The following is a 13,390-nucleotide window of genomic DNA, read 5'->3' on the forward strand; positions in this document are numbered from 1 at the left end:
TTTTTTATAAACTCACTTTTATTAGGGATATCTGCACCGTTTTGATTTTTTGCCAACCGGCTATTGGCATTATCTGTAGCCCTATTTGCTTCATCATGAGCGTTTTTAGCCTCTACATTTGCCGTATTGGCAAAATCATATGCGCCCTTAACTGCTTTAGGAGTCGCAGCTAAGGTTTCATTCGCGCTATCAGTAGCACTGCTTAACTGTACAATCCCCTTCTGGCTTAACGTAGCATCAGCAACGCTACTTAATTTACCTTCAGCCATTTTTCTAACATCGTTCACCGCTTTCGGCGTTGCTGCCTGATCTTCTCTGTCAGAATTTGTCGCGTTGTTCAGTTGCGAAATGCCTTTCTGCGTAAGCGAAGCATCCGGAATTTCCGCCGTAATTTTTTGTTTTAATGCCAAATCTAATTGCCCTACGAGTTTCTCAAGATCTCCATCATCAATAACATCTTCACCCGTTTTTTCTGCAATATATTTCCCAATCACCGCAGCAATAATTGAGGATTGCCGCCAAACTTTATTGAGCTGTTCACTCCTTGCTATTCCTGATTTAAATCCCTCTTCAATAAAACCTAAACTTTCATATTCTTCTTGCGATAATGTATTCGCGTTTTCGCCAGTGGCAAACGCTTTAAAGTCATTTTTAGCCATTTCTAACCCTCAACGACATGGTAATTAACCGTTATTCCCATTGGTTTAATGGAGAGATAACCCTGACGGATAATTTCTTTGGTGATAGTACTAATTGATTTACCTTTTACAGTCACGGTAAATGACATATCCAAGTTATCTTCAAAGGATATGGATATGTTATGGTTTGAATGAATAAAACTCAGGATGTGATTAAGTGATTCCCCCGTTCCATCCCAGTTGTTTTCCCCTATTTTGGCTTTAATCACGATTCGGTAATTGTTATCATCCAAGTCGATATAACTTTTGTCACTATCAAACCGATCTTTCCATGTGCCGTAATCAAATCCTAATTCAGGAATATCAAAGGAAAAGTAATAGTATTCAATCGGAGCCTGGATTGTTCGGTTTCTCCCTACCCATTCGCCGATAATATCAAGCTGTTTACCCACCGCTTTATCAAGGTCAAAACTGCTAATCAGTAATTCATTTGTAAGTGCACTCTGGTTCAATATATCAGTAACCACTTCAAGCATTCTGACGTATTTTTTACCCTCCATGTGATACGCCGGAATCAGTTTCATATATTTATTCATTTGAGCACCGTCACTATTTTTATATTTTCAGCTGAACAAGTCGGCGCTTCGTTAAAAGCAATGTTGATGTTCACCGAATCTATTGTTGATGCTGTTTTACCGGCCATCACAGACAAGACTTCATATGTCTGGCTGCCGTTTTTATTGCACAAGTTTGCCGGAACAAACAGGCGGGTAACATATATCCCATCACCAATGTAAAGTGAGTTGATATAGTCAGATATCTCTGTACGAATGCTATTCCCAATATCCGAGGTGTATCCGACAAAGGGCCTAATCTGAATTTCAATGTAAATTGGCACCAGCGAAGGACGATAGAAGTTTATCGTTTTTTCATTGCCAGCACTGTCTGTGACAATTTCAGCAGTGGTGCCAAATGTCGGTATGCCCGGCGTTTTCTTTTTTAAGATGGTCTGAGCAATTTCTTTCGAGTCTCCACCATCAATCACAATGGCTATACTGTGCGCGGGTATGCCATTTTCGTCGGTTTGATCCGTGTCGTTGTCGTATCCCCGATAACGTGAGACGCCATGCAGGTTAGCAATCGCACCGATTAATCCATCCATAATGGTTTGTGAAGGCAATGCGACTGAAACCGCCTGGCGTATTCGCAGTTCTGCATCGGATTCAATTCCCCGGCCAAGGGTGGCCGCAACAGGGTTTGTCACTGTCTGCCAACCCAAGGTTGGCGTCGCAATCTGATTAACCGTGTGAGGCAGTGCGCCAATCGCGCCGGTCTGTTGACATATGGCCGTCACAATAGCCTGCCCGTGCGTGTCGATAATCACTTCATCAGGGAGTGACCAGGTGTTTCCAGCGTCGTCCCGAACGGATGCGTTGCGAATAACGGTTCCGGCCCGACCGGTTATCAATACATCCACCGTTGAGTTACTGGGGCTTTTTCTGGTAATGCCATTGATTTTGACACTGCGGGAAAGTCCTTCACCCACCGCAGTTGTCGGGCTAAATGAGTTGTAGGAAGCAATGGTGGCGTTGTTACAACCGTGAATAACGTACGCTATCAGCGACAGAAAAACCCCGTCTTTACTGTCAGATTCAACGTAAATATCGTTCCCGTAGATGTCCCTGAATATCGCCTTCCAGCCATTTAAGATGGTTTGATAATCAGGCGCGTTGATCCCGTTTTTATCAATAGCAGGTAACATTGAGGTGATAATACTTTCATACATCAGCAGTTACTCCTGTCTGTCCATAAATCGTGTCAATCGTGGCGGTAATGGTGATTTTTCTTGTGTTGGGGTTTCTTTCACTACGGTAGTGGATAATTTCTGACACGCCCTGCGTTTGCAGTATTCGCTGTCTGATAATCAGGTCATAAAAACTTGATGTGCCTTTACCCAGTACTTTGTCGTAATCGGTTCCCTCCCGGTCATCAAGAAACCATTCGCCACTGCGCAACATCAGGCGGGTTTTCACCGCCTGCGCGACCGTTTCCGGTGAGTTGATAAGAAAACTCGCTTCACCACGACCAAATACATAGTCGTTGTCAATTTCTCTTCTGTATCTCATTGCGGTTTCCTCGTGCTACCGCTACCGGTTTGTACACCACCGTGCGTATGGTTCATCAGGCTTATGCCACCCGCGGTCAGATCTTTGTTCACCGTGACCGGGCCTTGCAGGGTTGCTGTACCGCCACCCGATCCCATTCCCTGCGATAAGTTGCCGTTAATGGTGACGTTGCCATTCAGGGTGATTTCAGGTGAGGTGATTTCAGTACCGCCATGTGCAGTGGCAATGAGTTTCGCCGGTGTGATCACTGTGACATTATGGCTACCGGGATCGAGTTCGATATAAGCGGCGCCATCATCACTTCTTAGCTGCGCGGTGCTGATGCTGATATCGGCTATTTTTTGTTGCTGGGATTGTGGGCCAATAATCGCAAATCCATCGGAGAGGTTGTGTTGCCGGGGATCTACCGGCTCTTGTACGCCGCCAGATTGCCACCAGTAATCAATACAGCGATCAGCAAATACAACCAGGCATTCATCACCCGCTTTTACCGGGAAGGTTAATGTCACTCCCCCGCCCCTTGGAAATATAACGGGCACATCGACCAGTAACGGCAAAGATACGGATTCCAGTTCACCGTCTTTTTTCCTGATTTTCCATCTGATAGCGGGTTGTGCTGTTACTGTGACCGCATCAGCGTTAAATGATTGAATAATGCAAGGTAAAGAGACATACAATCCGGCGCTAATGACCTCTTGCATAGAAAAAAAGACCGCTTCGGGCCTATTTAGTCGTTCATCAGTATTTATCATCAGGTGGTTGCCTTATCTTTATTGCTCATTAATTTCTTCAGCAATGTGTGATCACTTTTCGCAACACACATCATCTCCATGTACCAGTCAGTTCCGCGGGTGTCGCCGGAATAATTTACGCTGAAGACGATGTAATCACCGTCAGAATCCAATGCTGATGGTTGCTCTTTTGCATCTTTATGATTGTCAGATTTAGGTGTTTCATCGCCAGAAGGCTCAACCGGCTTGATTGAACGATTATCCAGTCTGATTAATGTGCCGGGGCCGATATTGGGATTGATTAAGCATTTAACGTTAATACCGGCGCCGATGGTCTGTTCAGGCATACCAATCAGACCGGTTTTTAATGTGAGTACAACCGCCTCTGTCAGATATTTATTCCTGGGCACAATATGCAACTGGTTATCTTCGTAACGCCAGTTAGCGTCACATTGCTTTGCCAAATTAGAAACTTCATTACGGTGCATACCAAAAAGCACTTTTCCCCTGGGAGATGCTGATTTGCGGAATTCCGGGCGCAAACCGGCGGTAATGCCATATTTGGCAATATCACGCATCAGTAAATGGTCTAAGTCTGCTTGCGAATATCCAGCGGCAATAGTGGTATTTACGGTCGCGTAATTGTGTGGCTCATCCCCATCCGCAGCCTGAATAACAACACAGGTATCGGTTGCGCTTTCTCTCTTCACATGTGTGTATTGGATTTGGCCTGAAAATATTTGTCCTGAATTCTCCTTATAGCCCGCTACAAATTTAATTGTTTTAAACTCATTTCGGCGTAATTTATTACTGGTTTCGTCATTGAGGTTATATATCGTGAAAACACCCGTAGCCGGATAGGAGTGTTCAGCTCTGTTGATATTAAATATGATTTTCAGGTTTGATAAATCTACTTTTTCACCCTTTTCGTCTACAACGATAAGGTGGCATTCTCTTATCCATTGTTTTGACATAATTCACCTAATTAACAGAAACAAAAAAACCGCAATTAAGCGGCACGTGTAATAAATCATAGGAAGTTAAAGGTTGTGGCTATAAAACTGCATCTTTCCCAAAAAGTGTATTATCCTCCATTTTTACCACGTTAACTTACTACAAAGTATAATCTATCCTCCTTACCAAGATTATTCCTGTAAGGTTTTTGCTGATTTATATCACCATAAAAGATTAATGAACCATTAAAACCAAGATGACAATATTGTTCAAGCAGATTAACCCCAAAAACCAGCGGCAAGCCATTGATTATGGGTTCACTGTCCGGCGTCATAATATCTAATATCCAGCCCGCAATATCACGCCACATCAAACGCATTTTATAGTTAATTCCATTTAACTGAACATCAAATTGCTGGTTTTTAGGTGATAAAGGAATTTCTACAATCCCAGCCATTTTTTACCTCGTTCTATAATAAAGTCAAGAATTCTTTGTGGTAATGACGGCTTCACCGTGACTTTGGTTCCGACATTAACCACAGGTGCCGTATCTTCAGAGTGTTTCATATTTTCCGCCGGCGCGGTCTTATTCGGCGATGTTTCAACAATCATAACTTCACGCAAGGTTAAAGTGACTGACAAAACGTTTTCACTGGTTTTATCCGTTGTAACACTTATATTTTGAATTAGCATGTTGTTGTATAAACGTTTCCCTGTCGCAACATCAAAAGGTTTATATGATGATTTCAGATCAAGCAACTGTTGATATACCGCACGCGGGTTGGTTCCCAGGCTCAATCCGGTAGCAATATCAAATACTTTTGTGGTATCCACAACATCAAGCAACGAACCACCACCAGCAAAACCCAAGCTCATTATAACTTCTGATGGCGTGTCATAAGCATGATCGCTGATTGTCGCCCCTTGCTGGACCGGATGATCTGTTATATTGGATGTATCCGTATGGGTTTCTGAAATAACAACACTCGGTACAATGACACCTATTTTTCTCGTTTGCTGAGAAAACATGACTGATAATATATCCATTGTTATCTCACCTGTGTTTGCATATTTCGAAGTAGCATACTGTGAGTGCGTTCTACTGTTTCCCCAGTCAGTCTTGCTGCCTCTCTGGGAGATTCAACGCCATTAACCTCAATATGATAATTTACTTCCCCTATCCCCATCACATTATTACCAGCTGGTATTGGCGTATGCAGCAGTAAATGGGGAGTCATTACCTGATGATTCATCATACTGTTGATATTTATCGCCGCACCACTGATTATTCGGGGATCAATCGAAATATTTTTCAAATAATGAGCGACATTATTCAGATGCCCGGCCAAGCCTGAAGGTTTATTCGCTGGCGGTGGCGCTCCGGTAATTGCCGCCCTGATCAGTTCAGGTGAATAAGGATTACCACCACTTTCTACTACCATCATGCTATCAATCAGCCTTTGCATCACATTAGGATCGGTGAGATCAATGAATGCATCCTTAGAAACTCCCATCATTTTAGACACGTTGGCAATATAAATTTTAGTCTTATTGCCATCTTTTGATGGTGCCCATGTTGGGATAATACTTGCAATGGTCTGTAGCTTTTTTCCGGTAGTTTGACCACGAAAATAACGTCTCAACTGATGGGCTGCACCTTTTAATCCACTGTAGGCATCTGGATATTTAGCAAATCTGGGTTTTGGGTTATCTTCAAGTACCGCCCCTGTCTGATGTGCAAAATTCATATTTAATGGATTATTATTCCGTACCCCTCTGGATGACATTATTTTCTTTAATCTTGCCCCTGTAAGCTCACTGTTAAAAACATTTATCGACTGGTTAGCTGTAGCCATTAAACCATGATGAGCATCATGCTGTTTAACAACACCAGTCTTAAGATGATCTTTATTTAGTGGCTTGTTCTTTCGTTCCTTTTTCGTTTTACTTGATTGGTCTGATACTTTAGCAGGAATATTATCAGTAACTTTTGGGCGGTGTCCTTTATCAATTATGGTTTTCCTGACATCAAGTTGTTGCTGGTATTTTTCATACTTATCTTTGCTGAAAAACAGTGTCCAGTCAGAAGCAATATAGATCCCATGTGTTGACATCCAGCTATTCAGTTGCTCAGATGTTATAAGTGGTTTTTTATTTGCTTCATACTCTCTTCGCCGCCGCATTAGAGTTTCACCCACGTTTTCGTGATTTCTTTTTGCTTCTTCCTGTAATGCATTTAACCGATTATTAAAATCAAAGAGTATACCCAGAGTGATTTTTCTTCCTGTGAATTTCCACAATTCATTCAGTGTCGCCAATAAACCTTTCGCTGAGATTTCCCCTTTGTCTAACCATTTGACTAATTCCTCAACGGCATTAAATATGTCATCACTATCAAGTGTGCCGGTGGATTGACCAGCACAATCCATTGGTGTTTTTAATAACTGTTCACTTATCAATGAGACCAAAGAAGCCGTATTACAATGGTTGCTATTTGTATCACTGGCCTGAATGCCCATGTTGGGCAAAAGCCCCTCAACATTTGCCCCAACCTGACTGACACCACCATCAATAGATTTAATTTTTTCAGTTGTTACGCCTGTTTTCTGCAATTGCCCACTGAGCTTATCCAGGCCGTTAGCGATTTGAGTGATAAAATTAACCACCGCTAATGTTGCGCTTTCAATTTCCGCCCGCATTTTAAGAACGTTAGACGTGACTTCCGTGATAACAGCCATGAATTTACGCTGCCCCACCTCGTCAATATCAAACCTAAGTGATACCAGGAAATCTTCAATTGTTTCAGTGTTATTGCTCACTTCGCCACCTCTCTATCATGGCCTCATTTTCTGATTTAACGTCAAGGGCATCATTCATCAGTGCAATATCAGCCAGGTCAAGAACGCCATCTTTCAAAGATTCATAACGGCACATCCCCGCAATGACCGGGCGTAACAGGTAATCACGCCCTTCCGGCAAGGTTTCAAAATTTAAGCTGGATTGTCCCGGGATTACACTACGCTCTCTAATGGGGCGGGAAAAAAATTTCCCAGTGAGTCTCTGATAATAAAACCCACAATTTTCAGCAACTCTAAGCCATTGATGTCATCGAACATCAATACCTGACCATTAGATTCATAAATCTTGCTCCAGATACCATTCTGTTCACGGGAAATTATTGATAAGCAAATGTCATTAATTTCATATCGGTTGGATTTTCCCAGTGCATTGATTGATTCAACCAGATAAGGCAGCAATTCTTCAAAGCTAGTCTCTCTTTCATCATTGTTGGCTGTAACAAGCTTTTTCATGAGCGGTCCAAGTGCCGGAATGGCTGGCGCCAAAGCCACTGCCAGATCCTGTTGCTGAAAAGCGTTCAGTTTGCCACCGCGATACTTTTTGCCGTCAATTTCAAATTCCATGATCACCCCTTAAAACCTATCCGCAAAATTGCTCAAGCCACCGAAATATAAGTCCAATGCTGGCTTGAGCGTTATTTCAGCGTCTATGAAGTCAATTCGTTAGAATGTGCCTAACATGATGTCGATTTTTCCGCAATCAAATATCCAGGCAACGGTATTGCCGGCTTTAGCATTCTGCAAATCCGGCTGCTTCTGAAATGCGACAGAACGGGCAACAGCTGTGTCGTTACTCTGTTTATTGCGAATAACAATGACGTTATTACCCCATGCTGCCGATGAAAGCGATTGTGTACTCAACATCGCGTTCAGTTTGGCGTTTACCGGGCTGGTTTTAAGTAAGTTAACGGTGATGGTGCCAGATTTGGTCGCATGCAATGAATGCATCACTTCACCGTCTGCGCCTGTGGTCATGGTGTTTTTACTTTCTGACATCGTGACGGTGATACCCTCATCAGAGAGAGCTGCGCCGTTGCCAAGATCAAAAGAACCACCGACTCCGGTAATAGACGCGGAGACATCAAGAAAAGAATATGTAGCCATTTTCAACCCTTATCTGTTTACATTAATAATGACATCAGCGTAGTGAACAGCCCCTGCTAATTTGATAGCACACTGGATAACCGGTGCTTTTCGGGCTTCCCTATCGACCTGCGCTTGTGTCGCGATTGGTGGTGCGTAAACGTAATAACCTTTCGTCAACGTTGCACCACTATTCAACGCACCAATGGGATCGCCGCCCCATACACCATGAGCGATCAATCCATTGGTCACCGCTTGATCAAGTGACTGTTCAACATTGGTAATCAAACGCGTGACACCTTCATCAGTCTGTGGGATCTTGCTGGTGCTGGTGTAAAGTAAGTTATAAAGATTGTTCTGAACGTAGTTCTGTAACCAATCCAGACCATGGCGTTCATCAATAAAATCGCCGTTTGCCATGACACCTTCCTGAATAATGGCCGTGTCGTTGTTGTATTTAACAAAAACGTTGCCGTTTTTCTTCTTCAAGGCGTTAGCTTGGGTTGCTGTCAGGCTTTCCGCAGTAACAGCAGGTTCCTGTTTGAATTTCAGGGTAATAGTGGTGTTATTGCCATTGAAATTCACGGTAAACATCCGTCCCATCAGAGAAGCGACGGTATACGGTTTACCGGATGAATATTGCCAGAGCGTGCGCTGATAATTTCCGCCTTTCAGCTGTGATCCGATATCAGTAGCAACGTCAGCATCCAATACGTCTGTTTTCTGTACTGTATGCCCATAGATACGAGAAACAGACGCGGATTCGATGTAGTCGGCAACAGACAAAATATCTTTATCTGTCAGAGTGTCATCAGCAATAACCAACCCGTACCAACCACTGGATAGCGCTCCCAGTGTCGCCACCGCCTCAGCAATCGTTTCTGCTTTCGTCGGTTCAGTAACCATAGCGCCAGAGACTTCATCCAGTTTTAACAATTCGCCAATATAAGTTCCGGTCGTTGCCGGTAAGATATAATCCATAGTGCCCGAAGAATGCGGTACGATGGTGAAACGTGAAGATGCCATGTCATAAGTGACTGAACAATCTTTCAACTTATCCTCTACCCGTTGGGCAACGCCATTAAGATTCGTCTCTTTACTCAAATCAATGCCGCTGCATATCACCTCTTTACCATTAATCATTAACTTAAAAGAACCATCCGTCACAGCAGTAAACTTACTGATCGTTTGCTGTTGCTTGTTCAATATTGCACTCTGCAAAGAGGAAATAACGTTGTCTTTAGCCCATCGACCAATATATAAATCAACCGGGCGTGGTGACTGGGAGTAATAAAGCGCTGCGGCCTGATACTCAGGTGAAGTCAGTCCAAAATCAGTACCGACACCATCGATATCAGAATACAGACGTAAACGCTCGTGAGTGTTGATCACGTTGCTTGCGCCGATGATCAGTAACGCACCAAAGTTCCGGGACTGGGCCGCATGAGGCGCCATATTCAACGTGACATTGATAATGTTTGAAACAGGTAAACCCTGCATAATTTAATCTCCAAAGAATTTGACAGGCGCTTCCACCAGTGATTTAACACCGTATTCACGCACTACTTTTCGCCGCAAGGTGATCGTCATGTCATAACGACGCACCCACTGGTTATTGATAAGCTCAGGTAAAGCAATCAACTGGCCGGATTTATCTACTGAGAGGCCGAAACGACTCAATTCGTCATTGTTCTGACTGACCGCCAGCCCATCACGAAAACAGGTGCCGTATCGCTGGCAATTCGGGCCATAAAATGAAACCAGGCATTCGATTTCTTCATGACGCCATAATTCAGTACTTTCTTCGGTCTGGTTCTCAAAAGCAGGCGTAACATCTGAAATAAAGCCCGTAATGCCAAAATCACACCCGTCATCATCCGCCGGTAACGGTGGCGATTGTGCGGATGTCCAGCGGGAACGCACTTTATCGTCAGGCAAACCAGAAACACCACACACCCAGCGACTTAACGTATGTTCCAGTTCCTCATCGTACTCAGGCCCAGACGTGACAGACGTTAACCAACCCGCTTTATCACTACTGTTGCTCATCAAAAACACCTCCATCAAACAGCAATAACTCACCATGTGCCTGGGTAAACCAAGCTCAATAAAGGCTTCGTTCCCAGTACCGGGTTATGATTGATTTAACAGGAATACCGACCGCAAATAAGGAAAGGAAATATGCGTGAGCGATTCGCGGCGGCAAAAACGAAAAAGGCCGCAATGAAGTGCGGCCTTTACAATTATTATTCAAATTTTCACTTCTATCGGTACGTAATAGCAAATGCTGCAAGAACCAAATGAAATAAGCCCCGATAAAAATATCGGGGCTTATTAGCTTTAGCGCTTATTCGCAACTTTAACTGATTAGTACACTACCATAGCTTTTTGCGTACGCGTAAGCTTTTTGTGCCCTCGTATTTCATCATCCATTTCTAACTTAATATTGAGCATAGCCAGACATCCCTGTACAAAACTTTCTCCCTTTTGTAACCGGGAACGCACTTCAATATCCGATACTTTAAGTAAACGCGCTATGGACCGTTTGGAAAGCCCTAAAGCGTAGTACATAAATAAAACTTCAATTTCTTCAGACTTATCTACCGTTTGTAGCTTTGCTATACAAGCATCAATGATCAAGCCGTCATTATCACAGCAGGAAGGACGCAATGGACGAGTTGACGTAATCAGACCTTTAAATCCAGCAGCGATTGGTGGCCAATTGACACCTGTGTCATCATCAACCCAACCGCCCCAACGTTCTAAAACTTGTTGAATATTACGCATACATTTTGACCTTTTAACTTTTAGTAACAAATAGTAGTAAAAATTATTTTCGGAATGGTCTCATGCATCCATGCATTCGGTATTATAACAAATTTCTCATTCTCTATTTCTGTATTTCTTTGTTGCTTAACTACATCGTCTAAATACATCTTCTTACTAAGTCTATTAAATGAAAACACTAAATAACCCCTATTCTGACCGGGCTTAACTTTAGAGGTAAATACATAATATCGTTGTTAATCCAGATGACTAAAAGGTGTTTTTCTTCCTCATTTAAACATTTCTCATTTAACTTTATAAGCGTCTCTTAATCCTCTAATATACCTTCTTTGAAAACACTCAGAACCTAAAAAAACACGAATGCTCTTTATTGTTTCCCGAAAATTTTCAAACAACATATCAGCCCCTCTTATTATAAGATAAAAAAACACATTAAATAAAAAATAGCACAGATTTTTTATCTCATAGATATTAAAGTGTAAAAAATATTCTGAATCGGCTTTAAAATCGGTCGTGAAATGCGGATTTCTACACCGAAATCAAGGATACAGAAATCATACTGTTGGTATGGCAATAAACGATAAACCAGCGTAAATACGGGATTTAACCAACAGTATTTTAAATATCTTAACCAGATTAAATAAAGCCTTTAAGGCATAAATAGGACTCATGTTGCCAACGAAAAATTACCAATTATCAGGTAAATATCTATGCGAAAAATTTTAATGCTGTCAAATATACCCTTCTTTGAGCAGTAAGTTTTCTAACTCATACTATTCAATAGACAGTTTATAGAAAATATTTTGCTAGTCTAAAGCTACTTTTATCTAATACGTTTTTACAATATCAATACCTTCCTCTATCTCTGCCATGCCTCATCTCTTTTTTTCCCGACGCTCATCAGACTAATAGATAAATACACGCCATAGCAAACATTTTCTTACGCCTGAAAGACTGACATCACAAACACTAATATTTTTCTCTGTTAGCTTTGACAAGCATAAATAAACTTGTATCACCTGAAAGTTTGTATTTATTTTATTTATGTTTTAGCTGTTCCAAGCTGATGAACTATTAATTTTTGCAGGTACCCATTTTAACAAGAAATTGTAACGGAAAACGGCAGATTTTTCTGGATATATAAACAGTATTTCTGTACGACAAAGATGAAAAAAGCCGCCATCTTCTGAAAGATGGCGGCTTCTCATTTGATTTGGTGCCGGCTACCGGAGTCGAACTGGTGACCTACTGATTACAAGTCAGTTGCTCTACCAACTGAGCTAAGCCGGCGTATTCCGGGGGCTGCCCCCGAAAGCGTGCGCAGTATATTACAACCTGATACAAATAATCAAGCATAAATAATAGATTATTTAAAAACACAGCCAAAGCCCTATCATTAGTAGTATATTCAACAACATACCACTATCCAAAGGCGCGCCCTGACGCCAAGTGCTACCATGCATCTTTAGCATCAAGAAACACGTCAACTTCTGACAAATCAGAAATAACAAAGAAATACTTCATTACAATTCGTCACCTATCAGAAGATAACCACTGGTCATAAAGTAGCCTTATTGTCTGACAGCAATGGAAGACAGGACATTCAAAGTTCCCAAATTATATGAAGGCTTGTTAACATGTTAAAAAACAAATACTCAAAAAAGGCAACAAAACAGCAATTCTTCCACTTACCTTTCATTTATTACCATCCGGAAATAGTTGACTGCTATAAATGCAATATGCTATTTAAATTAGACGCAAGTCAAAAAAACTAAATCAGGTATGCGCTAGGATTAGGTATAAATTAGATCATTTCTACATGTTATTATAACTCAAATTATTAATTATGAGGTAGATTATGCCAGGCAAAAATAACTTAATTGCACATCAAGTTTTTTTTACCTTCAAGGATGGAATAAACTGGGATAGTGAAAAAGCTATATTAGCAGAGAAAGTGACTTTAAATCATATCAATGAGATAGGTGAAATTAAAGGATGGTTTTGTGGTCGCAGTACGGTAGACAGAAAGCAATCGGTTGATTTTAGTTTAATTGGTTACTTTGAAAGTTACGAAGACCTGAATATATATATAAACCATCCGGATCATGTAAAAGGCGTAGTGCTATGGAAAGAAATCAGTACATGGACCGTTTCGGATATTATTATCGACAGAAATAAATTAATCAATTTTGCTCAGTTAATAGGAAAGTAGT

The 13,390-nt window shown here is 41.7% G+C and carries 16 protein-coding genes and 1 tRNA gene; 1 reads left to right on the top strand and 16 read right to left on the bottom strand.

What is annotated here, in order from left to right:
- The 16 genes from PTE_RS22920 to PTE_RS15395 form a co-directional block, all read right to left on the bottom strand.
- The coding region (locus tag PTE_RS22920) for a tail fiber protein (RefSeq protein ID WP_209435501.1) at window positions 1–659 on the bottom strand (659 nt) is incomplete at its 3' end.
- Window positions 660–661: 2 nt separating this feature from the next.
- On the bottom strand, window positions 662–1,234 hold the full coding sequence (locus PTE_RS15330) for a DUF2612 domain-containing protein (protein ID WP_036848133.1): 573 nt from the start codon (window positions 1,232–1,234) through the stop codon (window positions 662–664).
- Window positions 1,231–2,424 carry a baseplate J/gp47 family protein gene (locus PTE_RS15335; RefSeq protein WP_036848137.1) on the bottom strand — a complete coding sequence of 398 codons (1,194 nt, stop codon included), beginning with the start codon at window positions 2,422–2,424 and terminating at the stop codon, window positions 1,231–1,233. Before PTE_RS15335 ends, PTE_RS15330 begins: the two co-directional genes overlap by 4 nt.
- On the bottom strand, window positions 2,417–2,764 hold the full coding sequence (locus PTE_RS15340) for a contractile injection system sheath initiator (RefSeq protein WP_036848140.1): 348 nt from the start codon (window positions 2,762–2,764) through the stop codon (window positions 2,417–2,419). Before PTE_RS15340 ends, PTE_RS15335 begins: the two co-directional genes overlap by 8 nt.
- Complete coding sequence (locus PTE_RS15345; protein ID WP_036848143.1) at window positions 2,761–3,516, bottom strand: Gp138 family membrane-puncturing spike protein; 756 nt, start codon at window positions 3,514–3,516, stop codon at window positions 2,761–2,763. The genes PTE_RS15340 and PTE_RS15345 overlap by 4 nt, the downstream gene beginning before the upstream one ends.
- Window positions 3,516–4,469: a phage protein gene (locus tag PTE_RS15350; RefSeq protein ID WP_036848146.1), complete on the bottom strand. Its 954-nt coding sequence runs from the start codon at window positions 4,467–4,469 to the stop codon at window positions 3,516–3,518. The genes PTE_RS15345 and PTE_RS15350 overlap by 1 nt, the downstream gene beginning before the upstream one ends.
- Before the next feature lie 131 nt (window positions 4,470–4,600).
- Window positions 4,601–4,906 carry a phage baseplate plug family protein gene (locus PTE_RS15355; RefSeq protein ID WP_036848149.1) on the bottom strand — a complete coding sequence of 102 codons (306 nt, stop codon included), beginning with the start codon at window positions 4,904–4,906 and terminating at the stop codon, window positions 4,601–4,603.
- Window positions 4,891–5,496, bottom strand: coding sequence for a phage baseplate protein (locus tag PTE_RS15360; RefSeq protein ID WP_036848153.1), 606 nt, complete (start codon window positions 5,494–5,496; stop codon window positions 4,891–4,893). The genes PTE_RS15355 and PTE_RS15360 overlap by 16 nt, the downstream gene beginning before the upstream one ends.
- Window positions 5,497–5,498: 2 nt before the next feature.
- Window positions 5,499–7,268, bottom strand: coding sequence for a hypothetical protein (locus tag PTE_RS15365; protein WP_036848155.1), 1,770 nt, complete (start codon window positions 7,266–7,268; stop codon window positions 5,499–5,501).
- Window positions 7,258–7,428 (bottom strand): DUF6889 family protein, encoded by a 171-nt coding sequence (locus tag PTE_RS25820; protein ID WP_165577095.1) that lies wholly within the window; start codon window positions 7,426–7,428, stop codon window positions 7,258–7,260. The genes PTE_RS15365 and PTE_RS25820 overlap by 11 nt, the downstream gene beginning before the upstream one ends.
- Window positions 7,429–7,460: 32 nt before the next feature.
- Window positions 7,461–7,871 carry a phage tail assembly chaperone gene (locus tag PTE_RS15370; protein ID WP_036848158.1) on the bottom strand — a complete coding sequence of 137 codons (411 nt, stop codon included), beginning with the start codon at window positions 7,869–7,871 and terminating at the stop codon, window positions 7,461–7,463.
- A 99-nt stretch (window positions 7,872–7,970) separates the two neighbouring features.
- Window positions 7,971–8,411, bottom strand: coding sequence for a DUF3277 family protein (locus PTE_RS15375; RefSeq protein WP_036848161.1), 441 nt, complete (start codon window positions 8,409–8,411; stop codon window positions 7,971–7,973).
- A gap of 9 nt (window positions 8,412–8,420) precedes the next feature.
- The gene (locus tag PTE_RS15380) at window positions 8,421–9,890 is read right to left on the bottom strand and encodes a DUF3383 domain-containing protein (RefSeq protein WP_081738241.1); all 1,470 of its coding nucleotides are present in this window, start codon (window positions 9,888–9,890) and stop codon (window positions 8,421–8,423) included.
- Window positions 9,891–9,893: 3 nt separating this feature from the next.
- Window positions 9,894–10,439, bottom strand: a complete 546-nt coding sequence (locus tag PTE_RS15385; RefSeq protein ID WP_422615331.1) for a phage neck terminator protein — start codon at window positions 10,437–10,439, stop codon at window positions 9,894–9,896.
- 318 nt (window positions 10,440–10,757) lie between these two features.
- Window positions 10,758–11,177, bottom strand: coding sequence for an antiterminator Q family protein (locus tag PTE_RS15390; protein WP_036848167.1), 420 nt, complete (start codon window positions 11,175–11,177; stop codon window positions 10,758–10,760).
- Between the two features lie 1,214 nt (window positions 11,178–12,391).
- Window positions 12,392–12,467, bottom strand: a tRNA-Thr gene (locus PTE_RS15395).
- 568 nt (window positions 12,468–13,035) lie between these two features.
- Here PTE_RS15395 and PTE_RS15400 point away from each other — a divergent pair.
- Entirely contained in the window at window positions 13,036–13,389 is a 354-nt protein-coding gene (locus tag PTE_RS15400) for a Dabb family protein (protein ID WP_036848170.1), read from the top strand.
- Window position 13,390 lies beyond the last annotated feature (1 nt).

It is taken from the genome of Photorhabdus khanii NC19, assembly GCF_000517265.1.
Classification (GTDB): Bacteria; Pseudomonadota; Gammaproteobacteria; order Enterobacterales; family Enterobacteriaceae; genus Photorhabdus; species Photorhabdus khanii.